A 20,640-nucleotide genomic window follows, 5' to 3' on the forward strand; every position below is an offset into this window, starting at 1 on the left:
GAGGCGCGGTGCGGGCCCGCACCGGGCCTCCAGTCCGTGAGACTGGTCACGTGGAACGACGTGAGCAGATTCTGCGGGCCGCGGCGGAGGAGTTCGACCGCGCCGGCTTCGCCAGCGCGACGGTGGCGGGCATCGCCCGCACGGCGGGCGTGTCCCAGGGGGCGCTGCACTTCCACTTCCCGACGAAGCTCGCGATGGCGCTCGCCGTCATCGACGAGCAGAACGTCCGCACGTTCGACGTCGTCAGCCACACCGACAGCTCACCCACGTCGGCGCTGATCGGCGCGTCCAAGGGCATCGCCGACCTGCTCCGCACCGATGCGATCGTGCGCGCGGGCATCCGGCTGTCGCTGGAGCGTGGTGAGTTCGCCGCCGCGACCGCGAGCTTCTACGAGCAGTGGATCGCGGGGATCGTCGACGTCTTCCGGCTCGCCGTCGCCGCGGGCGAACTCCGCACGGAGTTGTCCGCCGAGCAGCTCGGAGCCACGGTCGTGCCGTACTTCACGGGCGTGCAGCTGGTGTCCGACGTCCGGACCGGGCGGGCCGACCTGTACCCAGCGGTCGCGACGATGTGGCACGTGCTCCTCGCCGCCATCGCTGACCCGCGGCACCGGACCCGCTTGCTGGGGGTCGTGGCGGAGGCGTTCCGCACACAAGACTGACGGCATGCGCGCTGCCCTCCGATCACTCCACGTCATCGCCACCGTGCTGCTCGCCGTCGGGTTCACGGGACTCGGCGTCGCGATGTGGTCGCTGTTCCTCACCGTGGACGACGGCGGCGGGGCGAACATCGGTGCGGGGATCCTCGCGCTGTTCGCGTACGCAGTGGGCGGCGTCGGCCTCGTGCTGCTCGCCGTCACGGGTGTCGTCGCCGGAGTCGCCCGGGCCCGCGGCAGACTGACGGTATGACACTTCCTCGACGCGGATCGACGCCGACGACCTCGACGGAAGGGCCGCACCGGCAGATCGATCAGGTCGCACCGCCCGAGTTGTGGGGTCGCCTGGTCGCGGCCGTGTTCGCCCTGCCGGAGGTCGTCGAGGGCCACAGCCAGGTGTCGCCGGCGAGTTCGCGAGCAGTCTTCCTCGCCGACCGCGAGGTCGAGTCGTCCCCCGAGCGCTCACTCGCGCCCGGGAAGCGGCTCGAACCCGTGCACCTGCACGGCGTCGACGACACGAGCGTGCACCTCGTCCTGCCCGAGGCCCGCGGACGCGAGCTGGTCGACCTCGGGTGGGCGGAACCGCACGGTTACGCGGACTTCGGCACGGAGTTCATGGTCTACGGCCCCCGCGACGAGGACGAACTCGCGACGGTCGTCGGCTTCGTCTCGGAGAGCCTGGCGTTCGCACGGGGCTGACCACCGATCAGCGGTCGTGGAGCTCGCGATCGCGGAACCACTTCAGCAGCCAGGCGGCGCTGGTGCTGTCGAACGAGCGGGGGAAGTCGACGGTGTCGGTCAGGAACGGGCTGAACCCCTCCTCGGCATCCACGTCCGCGTCGTCGAGCGCACGGTAGGCCATCGACCAGCCGTCGAACCGTCGACGCTCGACGTCCTCGCGGATGAGCGACTTCACCTCACCGTGCCGAGGGTCGCGCGAGATGGCCGCGAACCGGTCGTCGACGCTCCACGCCGGGCCCTCGAGCAGCTGCATGAACCGGCCGTCCTTCGCGAGCAGCAGCCCGGAGACGCCGAGTGCCTCGTTCCGGAGCCGTGCGTCGCGCAAGAGCTGGGCGAGTGCAGCGTCGTCGAAGGGGACGGCCGCGCGGCTCATGTAGACGATGGAGACGAGCACGGCTCCATACTGGTGCGGGTCGGGCGCGGGCGCGAACCGCTGTCCGCATACCGTCAGCGCAGCGTGACATCATGAAAGTCTGAGGCTCGACGTCGTGGAGTTTCACCGCCTAGCATGACGCGCATGTATGGCACACACATCACTCCACAGGAGCGCGACGCGAATCTCGATCGGGTCACGGCCCGCTTCCTCGATGGGAATCGGCTTCTGCGAGGATTCGACATCGTCGGCGGGCGCGGTTTCGCGGCGATGATCGACAGCGAGTCGGCTGAGAACGACGAGGTGTTCGTCTGGACGGGCCGCTGGCCCGAGCAGCCGGTCGGGCTGGAGTTGCCGCCGATCGAACTCGCTGTCGCGGGCTCTGGCCATGACCTGCGCAAGCGCAGGAAGTTCACGCCCGGATCACTGGGGTCAGATGGTGACCGTCCGGTTCTGCGCGGCAAGGACGGCGGACTCGTCCCGATGGGACAGGTGACCGCTCCGGGATTTCGGCACGCGTGGGTGGGTGACATGGATGGAGCTGTCGTCGGACTGTTCTGTCGAGCGGACATCGACCCGGACGTCGTCATCACGGAACTGGACGATGTTCGTCCGATGCTGGCTGGCTGGCGGGCCCTCGTTGACGCGAATGCACAGACCCGATAGTTTGGCGAAACTAACATTGCAGTGAGCAGAGTCCAGAATATTGGGGAAACATGTACAAAGCAGTGAAGTCATCACGCATCGGAGCCGCTGCGGCGCTCATGACCGCAGGGGTGTTGGCCACGATCGCGATGCCGGGGGTAGCAAACGCTGAAGCGTTGAGTGATGCGGGAACAGCGACGCACTCGGAGATCACCGTCAAGATGGTCCCGACCTGCGCTCCGGAGTACCCCGACTGCGATCTCAGTGAGTTCGTCTCAGGGGAGCAGGGGTCCACGCGAGGCAGCGTTTCGGGGAGTTGCGGCACGTCGTCGATCTACGTCGACAAGATCGGCACCCACAAGGGCCGCGTCAGCTGGGGCATGCACATCAACACCGGATTCATCGTCTTCCGCGAGATCGCAGTCGCATGGGGACCCGCGGGTGGCAGCAGCTTCGCCGATGTCTCGCCGATGTACAGCACGAACTACTCGTCGAGCCGCACGGTTTCTGGCTCGGGTAACTTCTCCGCGACCATCGGCGGCGCGGTCCAGCTGGTCGGAAACAAGTACGTCCACTGCACCATCCCGTTCCACAGCACGAGCACGATCAAGATCTGAGGATTTCGCCGGTCGCAATCAGACGAGAGGACTCGCGCGGACGCGCGAGTCCTCTCGTCACATGTTGGCGCGAGCGTGGATCTCTCGGCCGTCGTACGTCGGGAAGGCAGGGCTGGCGCGCGCTGACAAGGTCCGAATCGGTGTGTGTCCGCGTTCGACCATCGGCGGGCGTCGAACGCCACCAGTCACAGTGAGACCCCCTGATCTGCGGTACCGCAGGGGGGTCTGCGTATCCAGTATTCGACGAGCGGGGCTGGTCGATCTACCCCGATCCTCGCCCGGTGTGGGTCGGGGTTGCCGCAGGTTGGATCGGGCTGAGCGCCCGGCTCCGGGTGGCAGGCGCCGCGAGCAGTGCGACCACCAGCAACGCCGCCGGCACGAGCATCGCCGTCTGCAACCCGAGGTGCTCCCCGAGGAACCCGAGCGCGGGCGGCCCGGCGAGGAACGCGATGTAGCCAGCGGTCGCGACGACGGACACGCGTCGGTCTCCGTCGGTGGGGTGGTCGCCAGCGGCGGAGATCGCGAGGGGGAACCCGAGGGCGATCCCGAGGCCCCAGACCCCGGCGGCCGCCGCGGTGAGGACGGGGTTCGGCGACACGACGACGAGCAGGACGCCGACGACCCCGACCGCGGCGCACACCCGGATCACGGGCGCGCGTCCGAACCGGGCCACGAGCGGCGTGCCGGCGGACCGGCCGACGAACATGGCGAGGGCGAAGCCGGTGAACACGAGCGAGCCGACCGCCTCCGGAGCGCCGTGGTCGGTCGTCATGAGCAGGGGGAGCCAGTCGCTCGCCGCACCCTCGGCGAAGGCCATCGCCAGCGTGATCACGGCGATGAGCAGCACCTGCCAGGTGATCACCGACCGCAGGCGCGGCGTGGCGACTGCTGCGGCGGAAGGGTCCGGCACGGCCCGGGGGACGGGCCGCAGGTTCACGGCGGCGAAGGTGGCGAGCCCGGCCATCACGACGGCCGCGACGAGCAGGTGCACGACCACGGGGGTGCTGACGGCGGTCAGGACGATGCCGGCGGCGCCACCGATGACGGTGCCGAGGCTGAAGCAGGCGTGCAGCACGGGCACGACGGGGCGGGAGAGCTGTCGTTCGACCGCGGCTGCCTCGACGTTGAGACCGATCTCGGCGACGCCCGACCCGAACCCGACGAGGAACAGCCCGGCCCACACCCCGACCGCGACCTGCGCGGGGGCGAGCAGCGCGACGAGGAGCATTCCGGCGACGGGCAGCATCCCGCCGAGCACGATGAGCGGCCGCGTGCCGAGGCGGCGCACGAGCACCCCGGCGCCGAGGATCCCGATCATCGAGCCGATCGACAGGCCGAGCAGGACGATGCCCATCGCCTCGATCGACGCCCCGAGCTCGTCACGGACCGCGGGTGTGCGGGTGATCCACGAGGCGATCCCGAACCCGGTCATCGTCGACGTGGCGAAGAGTGCCGCGCGGTGGCGCCCGATCATGGGTCCATCAGAACGTCCCACACGGGCGGAGTCAAGGGATCAGCGCAGCATGCCGAGGGATCGTGCCTCGGACACCGCGGCCGTGCGGGAGGACACCCCGAGCTTCGAGAACACGTGGACCAGGTGCGACTTCACGGTGGCGTCGCTGATGTGCAGGCGCGCGGCGACGTCACCGTTCGAGGCGCCCTCGGCGACGAGCCGCAGCACCTCGATCTCACGGGCCGACAACGCGACCTGCGGTGACCGCATCCGGGCCATCAGCCGCCCGGCGATCGCGGGCGCGAGCGCGCTCTGCCCCGATGCCGCGGCGCGGACTGCTGCGACGAGCTCGTGCGGCGGCGCGTCCTTGAGGAGGTACCCGCTCGCACCCGCCTCGACCGCGCCGAGGATGTCGCCGTCGGAGTCGTAGTTCGTCAGCACGAGCACGTACGGTGCGGCGTCGAGTGCCCGGATCCGGCGCGTGGCGTCCGCGCCGGTGGCGTCCTGTCCGAACTGCAGGTCCATCAGCACGAGTTCCGGCGCCAACGACTCGGCGAGGGTGACCGCGGTGGACGGGGTCGACGCCTCGCCCACGACGTCGAGGTCGTCCTCGGCGTCGAGGAGCGCCCGCAACCCGGCCCGGACGACGGGGTGGTCGTCGGCGATGAGGATCCGGATCACGGCACCTCCAGGACGGCGACGAGCGTGGTGCCGCCACCCGGGGCCGAGGTGATGTCGAGCCGACCGCCGAACTGCCCGACGCGGTCCTCCATGGCACGCAACCCGAACGAGTCGGTCGACCACGCGCGGTCCCGGGCGGTGACCGGCTCGAAACCGACGCCGTCGTCCGCGACCGTGAGTCGCGCCTCCCGTCCGTCCACCGCGAGCGACAGCCGGACGGTCGCCGCGCCTGCGTGCTGCACCACGTTCGCGACCGCGCCCTGGGCGATGCGCAGCAGCGCCGTCTGCACGTCCATCGGCAGCGAGACCTCCGGCACGTCGACCTCCACGGTCAGCCCGTCGCGCGTCCACTGCTGCTCGGCCAGACGCCGCAGCGCTGCACCGAGCCCCTGGTCGAGCGACGGGGGTGTGAGCTCGCGGATGAACCGCCGGGTGTCGGCGAGACCGTCGGCCGCGGTCTCCCGGGCGAGCCGGATGTGCTCGAGCCCGGGGCGCTCGCCGTCGGCACGTTCCGCGGCGTGCAGGAGCATCTGGATGCTCGACAGGCCCTGCGCGACGGTGTCGTGGATCTCCCGCGCGAGTCGCGCGCGCTCGGCGAGCACGCCCTGTTCGTGCTCGGTGGCGGCCAGCCGGTCGCGGGTGGCGAGGAGCTCGGCGACGAGGGCTTCGCGCTCGACGGCCTCCCGCGCGAGCGCCCGGTAGCCGAGACCGATGAGGAGGGCGACCCCGGCACCGACGAGGGGGCCCACGACGCCGCCGACCGTGAAGCCGCCGTGCAGCCCGAGCGCGACGACCGCGACGAGGGTCGCGACGACCACGGCGACGGGACCGACCACGCGCGGCAGCACGTGCAGGTAGAGGAAGAAGAGCGGGAAGACGAGGTACGCGGCCTCCGGCACCAGGACCAGCAGCGCGATCCAGACGAGGGTCAGCGCGAGGATCCAGGCGGCTCCCGCGAGTCCTCGCCGCGAGGCACTCCGGGCGACGAGGGCGCCGAGCAGGTAGACCCCCGCGAACACGATCGACAGTGCGAGCGGGATCCACGAGCCCGGTGCGCCGACGACCACGATGCGGACGACGACGAGCACGAGGAGCGCGGCGAACAGCACGTGCAGGCCGGTCCGCAGACCGACGAAGACCGGGGTGAGGGTGCTGTGCGCCATGTCCCTCCCAGCGTACGGAGCGGCGGGGCGCGGCGGATCAACCGAAAGTTCGATCGGAGGACCAACCCGGTCGGCGATGTCGTCCCGGCCCGGTCTCGCGAGGCTGGAATCACGGTTGCGGACGGTCCGCGACCGGGAAGGGACCACCGTGTTCGTCGCCTGGCGCGATCTCCGGTTCGCCCGCGGACGCTTCGTGCTCATCGGCTCCGTCGTCGCGCTCATCACCCTGCTCGTGGGGTTCCTCGCGGGACTCACCGGCGGGCTCGCCGCCCAGAACGTCTCGGCCGTGCTGGGTCTGCCGGGGGACCGACTCGTGCTGCAGCAGTCGTCCAGCGGGCAGCCGTCCTTCGGCGAGTCCACGATCGGCCGGGAGGCGCGGGTCGGCTGGCAGACGGCGGCCGGCGTCGACGAGGTGGTCCCGGTGGGCATCGTGCAGGGACGGGCGACCGCGGGTGCGGCTTCGGCCGTCGGCGTCGCGTTGTTCGGGTTGCCGGCTGCTGGTTCCGGTGCCGGCACCGTCGCTTCGCTCGCGCCGGACCGCGACGACGAGGTCGGCCTGTCGGCCGCCGCCGCGTCCGACCTCGGCGTCGGGGTCGGCGACCGCGTGACGATCACCGGCACGACCTACCGGGTCGCCTCGGTGGGCGGTGACGCCTGGTACAGCCACACACCGGTGCTCGCGATGACGCCGGACGCCTGGGCTGCTGCCGACCGCCGGCTCGGTGGGGACGGAGCACCGACCGCGCTCGCGGTGAGCGGTTCGCCCGACTGGGACGCCGTGGCCGATCGGACGCACACGTCGGCGGCGTCGCACCTCGGCTCGCTGACGGCGCTCGAGACGTTCAAGTCGGAGGTCGGGTCCCTCGCCCTGATGATCGCGATGCTGTTCGGGGTGTCCGCCCTGGTCGTCGGCGCCTTCTTCACCGTGTGGACGATGCAGCGCGCGGGCGACGTCGCGGTGCTCAAGGCGCTCGGCGCGAGCACGGGGTCGCTCGTCCGCGATGCCCTCGGGCAGGCGCTCGTCGTGCTCGTCGTCGGCATCGGGGTCGGGACGGCCGCCGTCGTCGGGCTCGGAGCGCTCGCCGGTGGAGCCCTGCCGTTCCTGCTCAGTCCGCTCACCACCCTCGTCCCCGCGGTCGCCATGGCCGCGCTCGGACTCGCCGGAGCGGCCGTCGCCCTCCGGACCGTCACCGCAGCCGACCCCCTCACCGCACTCGGGAGCAACCGATGATCACCCTCGACGACGTCACCCTGACCTTCCCCGACGGCGACCGGCGCGTGACCGCGGTCGACCACGTGTCCCTCACCGCTCGGGCCGGCGTGGTCACCGGGATCACCGGCCCGTCCGGCTCCGGGAAGTCCTCGTTGCTCGCGGTCGCTGCGACGCTCATCCGACCCGACTCCGGGCGGGTGCTGATCGGCTCCGGCTCCGGCTCCGGCTCCGTCGTCGACGTCGCTGCGCTCTCGCCCGGAGAGGCCACGGCGCTCCGTCGGGAGCGGATCGGCATCGTGTTCCAGCAGTCGAACCTGCTGCCGTCGTTGACCGCCCGCGAGCAGGTGCTCGTCATGGCGCACCTCGGCGGCGGGGTCGCAGGTCGTCGCGGGACGGTGACCCGCGCCCGCGTCGACGAGCTGTTGGACGCGGTCGGACTGTCCGGGCACGCGGACAAGCGTCCGGCGCAACTCTCCGGTGGACAGCGGCAGCGCGTCGCGATCGCCCGGGCGCTCGTGCACGGGCCGGACGTCCTGCTCGTCGACGAACCGACGAGCGCACTCGACCAGGAGCGGGGTGCGGCGATCATGGGCCTCATCGCGCAGTTGACCCACGACCGTGGCACGGCGACCATGCTCGTGACGCACGACATGGTGCACCGGGACGTGCTCGACGAACTCGTGACGGTGGTCGACGGGCGGGTGGTCGACACGGTGCCCGCGGCTTCCGTGGCTTCCGTGGCCTCCGCGGCTCCGGCGTCTCGCGCGGCTGCCGCGGTGGACGCCGCCTAGGATCGGGCACATGGCGACCGTCCTCCTCGTCCGGCACGGACGCACCACCGCGAACGCGACCGGCCTGCTCGCCGGACGGACAGCGGGGGTGGCGCTCGACGCCGTCGGACGACAGCAGGCCGCGCGCACGGCCGAGCGGATCGCCGCGGTTCCCCTCGCCGCGGTGGTGTCCAGCCCCCTCGAGCGCTGCCGGCAGACCTCCCGCGCGGTGCTCGAACGCCAGCCGGGCACGCCCGAGACCCGCATCGAACGGGCGATCACCGAGTGCGACTACGGCGACTGGCAGGGGCGGAAGCTCGCCGACCTCGCGAAGGAGCCCCTCTGGCGGACCGTCCAGGCGAACCCGAGCGCGGTGGTGTTCCCGGGCGGTGAGTCCATGCAGGGCATGCAGTCCCGCGCGGTCGCGGCGATCCGGCGCATCGACGCCGAGGTCGAGGCGGCGCACGGGCCCAACGCCGTGTGGGTCGCGGTGAGCCACGGCGACGTCATCAAGTCCGTGCTCGCCGACGCCCTCGGCATGCACCTCGACCTGTTCCAGCGGATCGCGGTCGGCCCGGCGTCGGTGTCCATCGTGCGCTACGGGGAGCACCGGCCCGAGGTCGTCGCGTCGAACACCGAGTCCGGTGACCTCGCCTGGCTCGCCGCCGCTCCCGCGCCGTCCGGGGACGCGGCGGTCGGCGGTGGTGCCGGTCACGGGGACGGGACGACGGCTGCGACCGAGACGGGTACCGACCGGGCCTGAACGCGTGTCGGCCGGCGCTCCTACAATGCGGGTATGCCCACCATCGTGCACGGCTTCGACTGGCCGGACCGTCTCGTCGTCGGGACCGTCGGCCTCCCGGGCGAGCGGTCCTTCTACCTCCAGGCGCGCGACGGCCGCCGTGTGACGAGCGTCGCGCTCGAGAAGGAGCAGTCGGCGGTCCTCGCGGACAAGATCGACGAGCTCCTCGACGAGGTCGCCACGGTGGAGGACAACCGCTTCAGCGTCCCGCCGTCGGCTCCGACCGAACTCCACGACGGTGCGCCGCTCGACCAGCCGGTCGAGGCCGAGTTCCGCGCGGGTGCCCTGAGCCTCGGGTTCGACCCGGCGACCGCGCAGGTGGTCATCGAGGCGTACCCGATCGACGACGAGATCGAGATCGTGGCGGAGACGGACGAGGACGGCGAGGAGATCGAGGCCGTCGTCGAGATCCCCGAACCCGCCGAGCTGTTCCAGGTGAAGATCCCGGTCGGCACCGCCCGCGCGTTCGTCGCGCGCACCCGCGAGATCGTCGCTGCCGGCCGTCCTCCCGGCGACGCATGAGCGACGGATCCCTGTCCATCCGGGCACGCATCCGCGAAGCATCCAACGCCACGTTCCTGGCCGACCTCGACGGCGAACCCGTGGTCTACAAGCCCATCGAGGGGGAGCGCCCGCTGTGGGACTTCCCCGACGGCACGCTGGCCGACCGCGAGGTCGCCGCGTACCTGGTTTCCGAGGCGTTCGGGTGGGGCGTCGTCCCGCCGACGTGGATGGGCGACGGGCCGTTCGGTCGGGGCATGGTCCAGCGCTGGCAGGACATCGACCCCGAGCAGGACGCCGTGGACCTCGTCCCCACCGAGGACGCCGACGCCGAGGACACTCCGTGGCTGCCCGTGCTCGAGGCGATCGACGAGCAGGACCGTCCGGTGACCCTGGTGCACGAGGACACCACGACGCTCCGGCGGATGGCCGTGTTCGACGTCGTCGTGAACAACGCCGACCGGAAGGGCGGGCACGTGCTCGCCATGCCCGACGGGCACCGGTTCGGCGTCGACCACGGGCTCGCGTTCCACGTCGAGCACAAGCTCCGCACGGTGCTGTGGGGGTGGATCGGGGAGCCGCTCGACGCCGACGAACTCGAGGGCATCGACCGTGTGACCGAGGCGCTGCACGGTGACCTCGGAGCCGCACTCGACGAGCACCTCACGGTCGCCGAGGTGGACACGCTCCGCGCACGGTGCGCCGCGCTCCGGGCGGTCGCGGTCTTCCCACCGCCCGCCGGGCACGGTCCCGCGGTGCCCTGGCCGTTGTTCTAGCGCCGACACCGACGGAGATCGGGTCGGTGGGCTCCGTCGGGTACAGAGCCCACCGACCCGCACCGCGCCCCGCCTGCCGGGGCGCGGATACCCGTGGCAGGTCTGGCGGCGAGCGCCGTTGCTCTCCGGGACTCCACGGGGGTCGGCCGGTCGAGGGCGGATCAGGTGCACTCGGTCGGCCGGGTCCACGCACGCCGATGTCGTCGGTGCGCGTGGAACGGTGGTCGCGGCCGGGGTCTGGGGCAGCTGTGGCGACAGCATACGACCGGGGGCGCCGTCCGCAACAGGGTCCGTACCGGAAGCCGCGGTTCAGGACCCCCAGGGGTCGCGGCCGTACCAGTCGAAGAGCGGTGTGCCGCCACGTCGGGACCCGAGGTACGACCCGACCACTGCGACCCCGAGGTCGTCGTTCTCCGGCGCCACCACGGTCCCGTCGACCCGCTTCGCCATCGCGTCGATGAACCGCGCGAGGCCGGGGTCGTCACCGAGTCGGAAGAACGTCGTCTGCGCGCCGAGACGTCCGGCGTTCTCGAGTTCCCGGACGGACAGCGCGATCGTGATCGGGTCCGGCGGGTAGCCGAACCACACCTGGCCGTTCGGTTCGAGGTGCGACGTGGGCTCGCCGTCGGTGACGATGAGCAGCACGGGCTGGGCGGTCGGGTGCTTCCGGAAGTGCCGGTTCGCGAGCAGCAGCGCGTGGTGCAGGTTGGTCCCCTTGTCCCACATGGCGTCGAGGCCGACGAGCTGCTCGATGTCCATCACCTCGGCCTCGCGTCCGAAGGCGATCAGCTGCAGGTCGTCCCCGCGGAACCGGGTCGACACGAGGGTGTGCAGCGCGAGGGCGGTGCGCTTCATGGGAACCCAGCGGTCCTCCATCGCCATCGAGAACGAGGTGTCGACGAGCAGCGCCACGCAGGCCTGGGTCCGCGCCTCGGTCTCCTGCACCTCGACGTCGTCGATCTCGAGCCGGACGCCGGGGCCCATCCGACCGGACGCGGCCGTGCGGGTGAGGGCGTTCGTGATGGACCGCGTCACGTCCCACGGCTCGGTGTCGCCGTACTGCCACTGTCTGGTCGAGCCGGACGGCTCCCCGGCGGCACCGGAGCGTCGGAGGTCCCGTGCACCCTGTCGGCCGGACATCCGTTCGGCGACGTCCTTGAGCAGGCTCTTGCCGAGCTGCCGCATCGCCTTCGGGGTGAGCCGGAGCGCGCCGTCCGCGCCCCGGCGCATCGCTCCCGAGTTCCGCAGCGCCTTCTCGAGCCGCTGCAGGGTCTGCGCGTCGACGGCGGCTTCGGCACCGAGCTGGCGGGCGAGGGCGTCGAGGTCGAGGTCGTCCAGGTCGGAGCCCGGGCCGGACTGCGCGATCTGGTCGGCGAGAGCATCGAGGTCGGCGATGTCCTGGAACACGCCGGTGCCGTCGCCGAGCCCGAGCCCCTGCTCGCCCTCCATCCGCTCGGACCCGCCCCAGTCCTCGCCCGGCCGGAGTGCGCGGAGCGTGTCGTCGAGCTGGGAGAGCTGGCCCATGAGGTCGGGGGATCCGAACGCCTGCTGCGCGAGGGCGTCGAGTTCGTCGCGTTGCTCCTGGGTCATCGAGTTCCGCATCCGCTGAGCGGCGGCGGCCCGGGCGGCGAGGTCGTCGAGCAGCTCCTCGACGTCCTGCGGGTTCGACGGGAAGTACTGCCCGTGCTGCGCCATGAACGCGTCGAACTGCTCGGGGGTGTCCTCGCCGCGGGCGTGCGCCTCGAGCAGTGCGTTGAGGTCGCGCATCATCGCAGCGACGTCCTCGCGGTCCTGGTCGGTGGCGCCCTCGAGCGCCTGCTTCATGCCCGCGAAGCGCTGGTCGAGCACCTCGCGGCCGAGCAGGTCCTTGATCTCCTCGTACTTCTGGCGGGCGGCGGGGCTCTTCCAGTCGTAGCCGCCGAGTTCCTGGACGGCTGACGCCGGCGACGGGGAGAGGCTGTCGAGCTGCATCTGGGCGAGCGCACGGTCGCCGTCGTCGAGGTCGGTGTCGCGGGCGAGCTGTCCGCGTTCGGCGAGCACGGCCTCGTCGAGCAGCTGCTTGACCTGCTGCAGCGTGCCGTCGAGGTTGTTCTTCGCGGTCAGTTCGCGCCGTCGTTCGGCCACGCGACGGGCCAGGTCGTCCAGGCCGCGCTGGTCCCGCCCACCGCGCCGCAGGTACTCCCGGATGGCGCGCTCGGGCGAGGTGCCGCCCATCACGTCCTCGCCGATGGCGTCGAGCGCCTCGGCCAGGTCGACCGGGGGAGCGAGCGGGTCGGGCCCGTCCTCGTACTTGCCGTACCGGGCATCGCGCGCCAGCCGTCGGTTCTGTCTAGCCATAGACGGCTTCGCCCCCGCCGGACTCCTTGCTGATGCGCCGGGCCAGGTACAGCCCCTCGAGTGCGAGTTCGATCGCGCCGGCACGCTCGCCGTCGTTCGTCGCCCCGAGCCGTTCGCAGACCTGGTCGTACAGGTCGGACTCGCCGATGCTCGGCAGGCCCTCGAGGAACGCCCGGGCGCTGACCTGCTCGCCGGTGGTCACCATCGTGCCGCCGTCGAGCGCTTCGACGAGGACCGCGAAGTCCAGCCCGCGGAACCGGGAGCGGACCGTCTCGGCGGTCGCGGTCCGGAGCAGGTGCTCGAGCACCTCGTCGGCTCGGTCCTCCTCGCCGTTCTCGAACTCGATCTTGCCGCCGAGCACGTCGACCGCCGTCTCGAGGTCGATCGGACGAGCCACAGCGTGCTCCTCGCCCTGACGAGCGGCACGGTGGACGGCCGCAGCGGAGATCGTCTCGGCGCCCGCGATCGAGAAGCGGGCGCTGACACCGCTGCGCTGGTCCACCGCACTCGACCCGCGCAAGGCACGCGTGAACCGGGCGAGGATCTCGACCAGCGCGTCCGGCACGTCGGCGGTGAGCTGGGCCTCCTGCCGGATGACGGCGATCTCGTCCTCGAGTTCGATCGGGTAGTGCGTGCGGATCTCGGCGCCGAAGCGGTCCTTGAGCGGGGTGATGATCCGGCCGCGGTTCGTGTAGTCCTCGGGGTTGGCGCTCGCGACCACGAGCACGTCGAGCGGCAGCCGCAGGACGTACCCGCGGATCTGCACGTCGCGCTCCTCCATCACGTTGAGCATCGCGACCTGGATGCGCTCGGCGAGGTCGGGCAGCTCGTTGATGGCGACGATGCCGCGGTGGCCGCGGGGGACCAGGCCGAAGTGGATGGTCTCCGGATCGCCGAGGCTGCGGCCTTCGGTGACCTTCATGGGGTCGACGTCGCCGATGAGGTCCGCGACGGACGTGTCCGGCGTCGCGAGCTTCTCGACGTAGCGGTCGTCGCGGTGCCGCCAGCTGATCGGGAGCGCGTCGCCGAGGTCCTCGGCACGTCGGATGCTCGCGGTCGTGATCGGTTCGTACGGGTGCTCGCCGAGTTCGGAGCCGGTGATGACCGGCGTCCACTCGTCGAGCAGGCCCTGCAGGGTGCGCAGCAGACGGGTCTTGCCCTGTCCGCGTTCGCCGAGCAGGACGACGTCGTGCCCGGCGATGAGGGCACGTTCGAGCTGCGGGACGACGGTGGTGGCGAAGCCGTGCAGGCCGGGCCAGGGGTCGCGGCCCTCGCGGAGGGCGCTGAGCAGGTTGTCGCGGATCTCGGCGCGGACCGTCTTCTGGACGTGGCCAGAGGTGCGGAGCTCGCCGACCGTTCGGATGTCGGGTCGGGTCACCTCTTGGACGTTACGCCGTTGCGGACTGGAGGTACGTGGCGGGGCCGCCACGTGCCTCCCGTCCGCTTGTGAGTTTTCATAGCAATTGCAATGATTGACATTCCGGCGTCGGAGCCGGATTCGATAGGGGGATCCGGCTCCGCCGCCGGACACGTGTCGTTCCGTCTCCGAACCATCGCGCCGATCTCGGCGTAGGTTCCCCTTTCGTGAGCAGCGCGACGACGAACGGGGCGATCAAGAGCCTGGTCCCCGCCAGGATGGACAGACTGCCGTGGACACGGTTCCACTGGAGTGTCGTGGTGGGACTCGGTGTCTCCTGGGTCCTCGACGGACTCGAGATCCAGATCGTGTCGAACGCCGGGTTCCAGGCAGACCTGAACCTGTCGACGCAGCAGGTGACCTCGCTCGGCACCATCTACCTCATCGGTCAGGTCGTCGGCGCGATCGTCTTCGGCCGGATGTCCGACCGACTCGGTCGTCGGAAGCTCTTCATCCTCACGCTGGCCATCTACCTGATCGGCTCCGGCATCGCGGGGCTCGCGCAGGACTTCTGGTTCCTCGCGGCCTTCCGGTTCGTCGCGGGTCTCGGCATCGGCGGCGAGTACGCGGCGATCAACTCGGCGATCGACGAGCTCATCCCGGCGAAGTACCGCGGGCACGTCGACATCGCGATCAACGGGACCTACTGGGGCGGTGCCGCGCTCGGTGCCTTCGCGAACATCTACCTGCTCGACACGGCCAACTTCGCCGAGAACATCGGTTGGCGCATCGGGTTCTTCCTCGGCCCGGTGCTCGGCATCGCGATCATCTTCCTGCGACGGCACATCCCGGAGAGTCCGAGGTGGCTGATGACCCACGGACGCGAGGACGAGGCGGAGGCGACGGTCACGCAGATCGAGGAGTCGGTGGAGAAGTCCACCGGACACCGGCTGCCGGAGGTCGACGCGTCCAAGGCGATGACCGTCACGCCGATGGACAACGTGAAGTTCCGGACGATCGTGAAGGTGCTGTTCCGGCAGTACCCGACCCGGACCCTGGTCGGCGCGACGATGATGATCACGCAGGCGTTCCTCTACAACGCGATCTTCTTCACGTACGCACTGGTGCTCACGAACTTCTTCGGTCTGAAGACCGCCGAGACGTCGGTGTACTTCTTCCCCTTCGCGATCGGCAACCTTCTCGGCCCGATCATCCTCGGTCGGTTCTTCGACACCTGGGGTCGCCGGCAGATGATCTTCTCGACGTACCTGGTGTCCGGGCTCGTGCTCGCCACCTCGGCGTTCCTGTTCCAGGCGGACGCGATCAGCGCCGGCGTGCAGGTGGTCTTCTGGTGCGTGTCGTTCTTCTTCGCCTCGGCGGGTGCGTCGAGCGCGTACCTGACCGTGAGCGAGATCTTCCCGCTCGAGCTCCGGTCGCAGGCGATCTCGTACTTCTTCGCGCTGGCGCAGATCTTCGGTGCGATCGCGCCGCTCATCTACGGGGCGCTCATCGGCGACGGGTCGTCGCGCGAGCCGCTGTTCTGGGGGTACCTGCTCGGGTCCGCGGTGATGATCGCGGGCGGCGTCGTCGCGCTGATCTTCGGGGTCGACGCGGCACGGAAGGGGCTCGAGGACGTCACGCAGCCGTTGTCGGTCCTGACGAAGGAAGCCGACGCTCCGCGGAAGTAGTATTCCGTATGCGGAGTGTTTAGCACGTCGTTCCGGCGCCTGTCATCGTGCAGGCATGGCACTCCTCCACAGCACCCGCGTTCCCGACACCCTCCACGGCACGGCGCCCACGGAACCCCGCGGGACCGGTCGTGGGTGATCCTGGCGACATGGAGCGATCATCGAGCTGCGCGGGCCGCGGGGGCGAGGATCCGTACGGCATCCGGCGGAGTCTCCTGCGGGACGCCGTGTTCACGCGGCTGCTCGACAACGTCCTTCGTGGCGTGTACCGCCGCGGGCAGCGCATCCGACTCGACACCATCGCCGCGGACATGCGCGTCTCCCGCACCCCCGTGCGTGAGGCCCTCGTGCCGTTGGAGACCCTCTGCCTCGTCACGGTCCAGCGGTACGTCGGGGTCGTCATCTCGCACTGGACGGTGGATCACATGATCGAGCGCATCCGGATCGCGCGGACGATGATCACCGAACCGTCCGTGGGAGCTGGCACCTGTCCGGACCGCTTCGACGTGGCGTGGTTGCGTGAGTGCGCGACCGAGGGTGGCGCGTTCGTGGAACTCGGGGCGTGGTGGCTGCGGCGGAACGGTGCGTCCGTCAGCGCGGACTGGTTGCTGTCGCAGCGCGCTGTCCTCGACGCGTTCTTCACGGACGAGGTCGCGCTGGCGAACGGGATCGACGCCGTCGTCGCACGACGCGAGCGGGTCCGGATCGTCGAACGGGCCACCGTCGCGGCGGAGCGTGAAGCCCTCGACGAGTGCGCCGCGGCGCTCGTCGAGCTCGCCGATGCGCTCATCGTGATGCCGGATCGGTTCCGGACCGCGGCCTGAACACTCACCGCGGATTCCGGGGACGCTCGCACTGAATCGCCAGGTGTGCCCGTGGCAGGGTGGTCCGGTTGCCGTCTCCGCGGCCCGGGACCGACCGGGCCCGTGTGGGACGCCCCGGCGCCCGGAAGGGTGGGCGCTGCCCGTGCGCCAGCTCCATCGGCGTGCACTGTGTCCGCACACGACAGGAGTGCCCGTGAACGACGTCCGCGACCGATCCCACCGACTCAACCGAGCGAACGGGATCGCACGGCACGGACGTCTCCGCCACCGCCACCCCCTCAGCACGGCGATGCAGGTGCTCTCCGGTGTGGCAGCGGTCGCCCTCGTCAGTTCGGCGTCCGTCGCCGCGATCGCCGCCAAGCAGGTGACCGACGACCTCGGCGAGGGCGTGCAGATCCAGGGGCAGGCTGCGCCGAAGGCCAAGGGCGCCACGGCGCTCAGCTCCTACAAGGGCGGGTTCAACATGCTCGTCGTCGGCACGGACAACGACCCGGAGCAGGGGACCGCGTACGGCGAACGCGACGCCACCCTCAACGACGTGAACATCCTGCTGCACGTGTCCGCCGATCACACCAACGCCACGGCCGTCAGCATCCCTCGTGACCTCATCACGCCCATCCCCGGGTGCCAGAAGCCCGACGGGTCCGGCACCACGCCGGCCATGGCCGCGCAGCCGATCAACAGCGCGTGGGGCGAGGGCGGGCTCAACTGCGTCGTGCAGACCGTCCAGGGACTCACCGGCCTGCCCGTGCAGTACTCGGCGGCGGTGTCGTTCAACGGTGTGATCGAGATGTCGAACGCGATCGGCGGCGTGCCCGTCTGCGTCGCCCAGCCGATCCACGACCGGTACACGGGGCTCGACCTGTCGCAGGGCACGACCACGCTCCAGGGTGACCAGGCCCTCGCGTTCCTGCGCTCCCGGCACGGTGTCGGTGACGGCTCCGACCTCGGGCGCATCTCGAGCCAGCAGGTCTTCCTGTCCTCGCTGCTCCGGACGGTGAAGTCGAACGACACCCTCACCTCGCCGACCACCCTGTACAAGCTGGCCCGCGCGGCGGCGTCGAACATGCAGCTGTCCCAGAGCCTGAACGACATCGGCACGATGGTCCAGATGGGACGGGCGCTGCAGGATCTCCCGCTCGCGCAGGTCAACTTCGTGCAGTACCCCGGCACGACCGGAGGCACCGGGGTGTACGCGGGCAAGGTGCAGCCGTCGACCGAGCTCGCGACGCAGCTGTTCACGAAGATCAAGGCGGACCAGTCGTTCTCCCTCGGGGCGGACAGCACCGGAATCGGGTCCGAGAGCGCGGCGTCCGCGGGGCAGCCGGCCAGCTCGGCGCCCGCCGCCGGATCGGCTGCTGCGCCGACCACTCCGGCTGCTGCTCCGTCCGCTCCGGCTGCTGCTGCCCCTTCTGCGGCGCAGACCTCCGCGGCGACGGCACCGTCCGACACGATCGACGGCCTGCAGGGCCAGTCCGCCGACCAGCAGACCTGCTCGAAGGCGTTCGGCTCCTGACCCGCCGCGCGAGTCTCGCGTCCAGCGACACTTCTCGCGTCCAGGCAGCCGAGAACTGTCGCCTGGGCCGAAACGTGCCCCGCGCGAGCACCGCACGCCACCACCGAGGTCGGGGGCGCGGTGGTGGGCCGCGCCCCCTCGGTCGCTCCCCGGCCGAGCGCCGCGATCGGGCGCGTCGAGCTCGGCTCCGGGGAGCGACGTCGGTGCTGTGTCGCGACTACGGAGGGGAACCCTCCGGAACGTGATCGCCGCGTCCCGTAGATGGTATTGAGCGGGGTACGCCCGGACAACCCCCACGTGTCCCCACTTCGGGGGACCCGCCGCGCCCGGCCGGGAGCCGCCGAGGTCGAGACTCGGCTCGTCCTCCTGTATGGTGGTCGGAGCGCTCGCGAGAGTGCTTGGAGACGTCGCATAGTCCGGCCGAGTGCACCACCCTGCTAAGGTGGAGTCCCCTTTGAGGGGACCGAGGGTTCAAATCCCTCCGTCTCCGCACCACACGAACCCCGGTCCAGTCGGACCGGGGTTTCGTCGTTCCGGGCAGGTCCCGCGCGGCATCGACTGAGCAGCAATCGTCGGGTGCGCGCTGGCGACCCGACGATTGCTGCTCACTCACGGCGCGCGGCGCGACGACGGACGGACGGCGCCGCGACCACGGACGGACTGGAGGCGCGGTGCCAGCCGACACCGCGCCTCCGGGCCGGTGGGTACGCACCATCAGACCGTCGCGACGCTCCCCGTCGTCACCGCACCGTGCGAACGGCCGCGGCGTGCCGCGCCCGCGGCCACCACGGTCAGCACGACCGCAGCCAGCGTGATGCCGGCCCCCGCCCAGATCGGCGAGGTGTAGCCGAGCCCCGCCGCGATCGTGAGGCCACCGATCCAGGCCCCGAGTGCGTTGCCGAGGTTGAACGCGGCGATGTTCGCACCGCTGGCAAGGGTCGGCGCGTGGTCCGCGTACTGCATCACCCGGGTCTGCAGGGCCGGCACCGTCGCGAAGCCGAACGCCCCCATCAGCACGAGCGCGATCACGGTGAGCACGGGCGAGGTCGCGACGACGGCGAACAGCGCGAGCACGACGGTGAGCACGACCAGGACGACCAGGAGGGTGCCGTCGATCGACCTCGAGGCCAGCTTGCCGCCGACGAAGTTGCCCACGAAGAGTCCGACGCCGAACACGATGAGCAGCCACGGGACGGCACCCGATGCGAAGCCGGAGACCGACGTCAGCGTGTACGCGATGTACGTGAAGGCGCCGAACATGCCGCCGTAGCCGAGGACCGTCATGCCGAGGGAGAGCCAGACCTGGCCGGAGCGGAAGGCGCTGAGCTCACGGACGAGCGACGTGGGCTGCTCCGTGTCCGAGCGGACGCTCGGCACGAGCAGCGCCACGCCGACATGGGCGACCACGCCGATGACGGCGATGGTCCAGAAGGTGGCACGCCAGCCGAGCGCCTGACCGAGGAACGTGCCGAACGGGACGCCGAGCACGTTCGACGCGGTGAGTCCGGTGAACATCAGGGCGACGGCCGAGGCGCGCTTCGACCGCTCGACCATGTTCGACGCGACGACGGAGCCGATGCCGAAGAACGCTCCGTGGCAGAGTGCAGCGATCACACGGCCGAGCATCATGACGCCGTACACCGGCGCGACCGCGGAGAGCGTGTTGCCGATGACGAACAGCACGAGCAGGCCGATGAGCACGGGCTTGCGGGGGAGTCGGGTGGTGGCGGCGGTGAGGCCGAGCGCCCCGACGATGACGGCGAGGGCGTACCCGGTGACGAGCCAGCCGGCGGTCGGCTCGGTCACGCCGTAGTCGGCGGCGACCTCGGGCAGGAGCCCGGTGATGACGAACTCGGTCAGGCCGATGCCGAATCCGCCGAGTGCGAGGGCGATGAGTCCCGCGGGCATGGATGTCCTTCCGTTGTGCGGTGCAGCTGTGCCGCGTACGCTGGTTGTTGCAGACGCGGGATATAGATAGTTGCACACGCGGGGTATCCGCGCAAGCAACCATCTGCGCCCGCGACCACGAGTTGGGAGAGTCCATGTCCGTCGACGACACGTCCGTCGCCGTCCGCGCCCACGGCTGGCGCACGCTCGCAGCCCTGCACGGCCTGATCGAGACGCGGCTCGAGCGCGGCCTCCGCGAGGTCGACCTCTCCGTCGTCGAGTTCACCGTCCTCGACGCCCTCCGCCGCCAGGACGGCTTCCACATGCGCATGCAGCAGCTCGCCCGCGCCGCGGCGCTCAGCCCGAGTGCGACCACCCGTCTGGTGAACCGGCTCGAGGAGCGAGCGCTCCTCACCCGTGTCCTCTGCGCCGACGACCGCCGCGGGCTCTACACCGAGCTGACCCACGCGGGGCAGCGGCTGCTCGACGCGGCCACGCCGATCCACGCGGCCGCGCTGGAAGCGGCCCTCGCCGAAGCACGAGAGGTCCCGGAACTCGAGGAGCTCGCGATCGCGGTCGACCGGCTCGAGGGCGCAACGGTCTGACGGGAGGCGCGGCTCCTCCCCGCCCCGCGCGCTAC

21 protein-coding genes and 1 tRNA gene are annotated in these 20,640 nt (G+C 71.0%); 15 read left to right on the top strand and 7 right to left on the bottom strand.

All coding sequences use genetic code 11. The features are described 5' to 3' along the window. Window positions 1-50 precede the first annotated feature (50 nt). Genes FS532_RS05815 through FS532_RS05825 form a run of 3 tightly spaced genes read left to right on the top strand, consistent with a single transcriptional unit; the run spans window position 51 to window position 1,355 of the window. Window positions 51-662 (top strand): ScbR family autoregulator-binding transcription factor, encoded by a 612-nt coding sequence (locus FS532_RS05815; RefSeq protein ID WP_186321932.1) that lies wholly within the window; start codon window positions 51-53, stop codon window positions 660-662. 4 nt (window positions 663-666) lie between these two features. Then, entirely contained in the window at window positions 667-909 is a 243-nt protein-coding gene (locus FS532_RS05820) for a hypothetical protein (protein WP_144751270.1), read from the top strand. Then, window positions 906-1,355, top strand: coding sequence for a luciferase domain-containing protein (locus FS532_RS05825; protein ID WP_260852586.1), 450 nt, complete (start codon window positions 906-908; stop codon window positions 1,353-1,355). The genes FS532_RS05820 and FS532_RS05825 overlap by 4 nt, the downstream gene beginning before the upstream one ends. Window positions 1,356-1,362: 7 nt before the next feature. Here the strand turns inward: FS532_RS05825 and FS532_RS05830 are convergent, their stop codons facing one another. After that, the gene (locus tag FS532_RS05830) at window positions 1,363-1,791 is read right to left on the bottom strand and encodes a BLUF domain-containing protein (RefSeq protein WP_144751274.1); all 429 of its coding nucleotides are present in this window, start codon (window positions 1,789-1,791) and stop codon (window positions 1,363-1,365) included. Between the two features lie 123 nt (window positions 1,792-1,914). Between FS532_RS05830 and FS532_RS05835 the strand changes: the two genes are divergently transcribed. Both FS532_RS05835 and FS532_RS05840 read left to right on the top strand, forming a co-directional pair. Further along, on the top strand, window positions 1,915-2,436 hold the full coding sequence (locus FS532_RS05835; RefSeq protein ID WP_144751277.1) for a hypothetical protein: 522 nt from the start codon (window positions 1,915-1,917) through the stop codon (window positions 2,434-2,436). Window positions 2,437-2,486: 50 nt separating this feature from the next. Further along, window positions 2,487-3,032: a hypothetical protein gene (locus FS532_RS05840; protein WP_144751280.1), complete on the top strand. Its 546-nt coding sequence runs from the start codon at window positions 2,487-2,489 to the stop codon at window positions 3,030-3,032. Between the two features lie 262 nt (window positions 3,033-3,294). Here FS532_RS05840 and FS532_RS05845 read toward each other — a convergent pair whose 3' ends face one another. Genes FS532_RS05845 through FS532_RS05855 form a run of 3 tightly spaced genes read right to left on the bottom strand, consistent with a single transcriptional unit; the run spans window position 3,295 to window position 6,329 of the window. After that, window positions 3,295-4,506: an MFS transporter gene (locus FS532_RS05845; RefSeq protein WP_144751283.1), complete on the bottom strand. Its 1,212-nt coding sequence runs from the start codon at window positions 4,504-4,506 to the stop codon at window positions 3,295-3,297. A gap of 39 nt (window positions 4,507-4,545) precedes the next feature. Continuing rightward, window positions 4,546-5,166 carry a response regulator gene (locus FS532_RS05850; RefSeq protein ID WP_144751286.1) on the bottom strand — a complete coding sequence of 207 codons (621 nt, stop codon included), beginning with the start codon at window positions 5,164-5,166 and terminating at the stop codon, window positions 4,546-4,548. Continuing rightward, window positions 5,163-6,329, bottom strand: a complete 1,167-nt coding sequence (locus tag FS532_RS05855) for a sensor histidine kinase (protein WP_144751289.1) — start codon at window positions 6,327-6,329, stop codon at window positions 5,163-5,165. Before FS532_RS05855 ends, FS532_RS05850 begins: the two co-directional genes overlap by 4 nt. Before the next feature lie 148 nt (window positions 6,330-6,477). Between FS532_RS05855 and FS532_RS05860 the strand changes: the two genes are divergently transcribed. The 5 genes from FS532_RS05860 to FS532_RS05880 are packed head-to-tail and all read left to right on the top strand — an operon-like array spanning window position 6,478 to window position 10,391. Continuing rightward, window positions 6,478-7,560, top strand: coding sequence for an FtsX-like permease family protein (locus FS532_RS05860; RefSeq protein WP_144751291.1), 1,083 nt, complete (start codon window positions 6,478-6,480; stop codon window positions 7,558-7,560). Then, on the top strand, window positions 7,557-8,333 hold the full coding sequence (locus tag FS532_RS05865; RefSeq protein WP_144751294.1) for an ABC transporter ATP-binding protein: 777 nt from the start codon (window positions 7,557-7,559) through the stop codon (window positions 8,331-8,333). Before FS532_RS05860 ends, FS532_RS05865 begins: the two co-directional genes overlap by 4 nt. Before the next feature lie 10 nt (window positions 8,334-8,343). Further along, complete coding sequence (locus tag FS532_RS05870) at window positions 8,344-9,075, top strand: histidine phosphatase family protein (protein WP_144751298.1); 732 nt, start codon at window positions 8,344-8,346, stop codon at window positions 9,073-9,075. Window positions 9,076-9,108: 33 nt separating this feature from the next. Continuing rightward, window positions 9,109-9,636 (top strand): DUF3090 domain-containing protein, encoded by a 528-nt coding sequence (locus FS532_RS05875; RefSeq protein ID WP_144751301.1) that lies wholly within the window; start codon window positions 9,109-9,111, stop codon window positions 9,634-9,636. Next, window positions 9,633-10,391, top strand: coding sequence for an SCO1664 family protein (locus FS532_RS05880; protein WP_144751304.1), 759 nt, complete (start codon window positions 9,633-9,635; stop codon window positions 10,389-10,391). Before FS532_RS05875 ends, FS532_RS05880 begins: the two co-directional genes overlap by 4 nt. A 309-nt stretch (window positions 10,392-10,700) precedes the next feature. Here the strand turns inward: FS532_RS05880 and FS532_RS05885 are convergent, their stop codons facing one another. Both FS532_RS05885 and FS532_RS05890 read right to left on the bottom strand, forming a co-directional pair. Continuing rightward, a complete protein-coding gene (locus FS532_RS05885; protein ID WP_144751307.1) occupies window positions 10,701-12,728 on the bottom strand; it encodes a vWA domain-containing protein in 2,028 nt (675 codons plus the stop codon). Continuing rightward, window positions 12,721-14,106 (bottom strand): AAA family ATPase, encoded by a 1,386-nt coding sequence (locus FS532_RS05890; RefSeq protein WP_144751310.1) that lies wholly within the window; start codon window positions 14,104-14,106, stop codon window positions 12,721-12,723. Before FS532_RS05890 ends, FS532_RS05885 begins: the two co-directional genes overlap by 8 nt. 206 nt (window positions 14,107-14,312) lie before the next feature. Here FS532_RS05890 and FS532_RS05895 point away from each other — a divergent pair, with 206 nt between their 5' ends. The 4 genes from FS532_RS05895 (at window position 14,313) to FS532_RS05910 (ending at window position 18,603) form a co-directional block, all read left to right on the top strand. Continuing rightward, window positions 14,313-15,773 (top strand): MFS transporter, encoded by a 1,461-nt coding sequence (locus FS532_RS05895; protein WP_313957230.1) that lies wholly within the window; start codon window positions 14,313-14,315, stop codon window positions 15,771-15,773. Between the two features lie 149 nt (window positions 15,774-15,922). Continuing rightward, window positions 15,923-16,597 carry a GntR family transcriptional regulator gene (locus FS532_RS05900; RefSeq protein WP_144751313.1) on the top strand — a complete coding sequence of 225 codons (675 nt, stop codon included), beginning with the start codon at window positions 15,923-15,925 and terminating at the stop codon, window positions 16,595-16,597. 193 nt (window positions 16,598-16,790) lie between these two features. Then, window positions 16,791-18,113, top strand: a complete 1,323-nt coding sequence (locus tag FS532_RS05905; protein ID WP_144751316.1) for an LCP family protein — start codon at window positions 16,791-16,793, stop codon at window positions 18,111-18,113. A 400-nt stretch (window positions 18,114-18,513) separates the two neighbouring features. Then, a tRNA-Ser gene (locus tag FS532_RS05910) sits at window positions 18,514-18,603 on the top strand. Between the two features lie 224 nt (window positions 18,604-18,827). Here the strand turns inward: FS532_RS05910 and FS532_RS05915 are convergent. Then, a complete protein-coding gene (locus FS532_RS05915; protein WP_144751319.1) occupies window positions 18,828-20,021 on the bottom strand; it encodes an MFS transporter in 1,194 nt (397 codons plus the stop codon). Between the two features lie 134 nt (window positions 20,022-20,155). Between FS532_RS05915 and FS532_RS05920 the strand changes: the two genes are divergently transcribed. Beyond that, entirely contained in the window at window positions 20,156-20,605 is a 450-nt protein-coding gene (locus FS532_RS05920; RefSeq protein ID WP_144751321.1) for a MarR family winged helix-turn-helix transcriptional regulator, read from the top strand. Window positions 20,606-20,640 lie beyond the last annotated feature (35 nt).

The sequence above is a fragment of the Curtobacterium pusillum genome (assembly GCF_007673235.1).
GTDB classification, from domain to species: domain Bacteria; phylum Actinomycetota; class Actinomycetes; order Actinomycetales; family Microbacteriaceae; genus Curtobacterium; species Curtobacterium pusillum_C.

What these genes read in the sequence shown, in the direction of transcription:
- FS532_RS05820 (WP_144751270.1), top strand. Translation starts at nt 667, where the DNA reads ATGCGCGCTGCCCTCCGATCACTCCACGTCATCGCCACCGTGCTGCTC.
- FS532_RS05825 (WP_260852586.1), top strand. Translation starts at nt 906, where the DNA reads ATGACACTTCCTCGACGCGGATCGACGCCGACGACCTCGACGGAAGGG.
- FS532_RS05835 (WP_144751277.1), top strand. Translation starts at nt 1,915, where the DNA reads ATGTATGGCACACACATCACTCCACAGGAGCGCGACGCGAATCTCGAT.
- FS532_RS05840 (WP_144751280.1), top strand. Translation starts at nt 2,487, where the DNA reads ATGTACAAAGCAGTGAAGTCATCACGCATCGGAGCCGCTGCGGCGCTC.
- FS532_RS05845 (WP_144751283.1), bottom strand. Translation starts at nt 4,506, where the DNA reads ATGATCGGGCGCCACCGCGCGGCACTCTTCGCCACGTCGACGATGACC.
- FS532_RS05855 (WP_144751289.1), bottom strand. Translation starts at nt 6,329, where the DNA reads ATGGCGCACAGCACCCTCACCCCGGTCTTCGTCGGTCTGCGGACCGGC.
- FS532_RS05865 (WP_144751294.1), top strand. Translation starts at nt 7,557, where the DNA reads ATGATCACCCTCGACGACGTCACCCTGACCTTCCCCGACGGCGACCGG.
- FS532_RS05870 (WP_144751298.1), top strand. Translation starts at nt 8,344, where the DNA reads ATGGCGACCGTCCTCCTCGTCCGGCACGGACGCACCACCGCGAACGCG.
- FS532_RS05875 (WP_144751301.1), top strand. Translation starts at nt 9,109, where the DNA reads ATGCCCACCATCGTGCACGGCTTCGACTGGCCGGACCGTCTCGTCGTC.
- FS532_RS05880 (WP_144751304.1), top strand. Translation starts at nt 9,633, where the DNA reads ATGAGCGACGGATCCCTGTCCATCCGGGCACGCATCCGCGAAGCATCC.
- FS532_RS05885 (WP_144751307.1), bottom strand. Translation starts at nt 12,728, where the DNA reads ATGGCTAGACAGAACCGACGGCTGGCGCGCGATGCCCGGTACGGCAAG.
- FS532_RS05900 (WP_144751313.1), top strand. Translation starts at nt 15,923, where the DNA reads ATGGAGCGATCATCGAGCTGCGCGGGCCGCGGGGGCGAGGATCCGTAC.
- FS532_RS05915 (WP_144751319.1), bottom strand. Translation starts at nt 20,021, where the DNA reads ATGCCCGCGGGACTCATCGCCCTCGCACTCGGCGGATTCGGCATCGGC.
- FS532_RS05920 (WP_144751321.1), top strand. Translation starts at nt 20,156, where the DNA reads ATGTCCGTCGACGACACGTCCGTCGCCGTCCGCGCCCACGGCTGGCGC.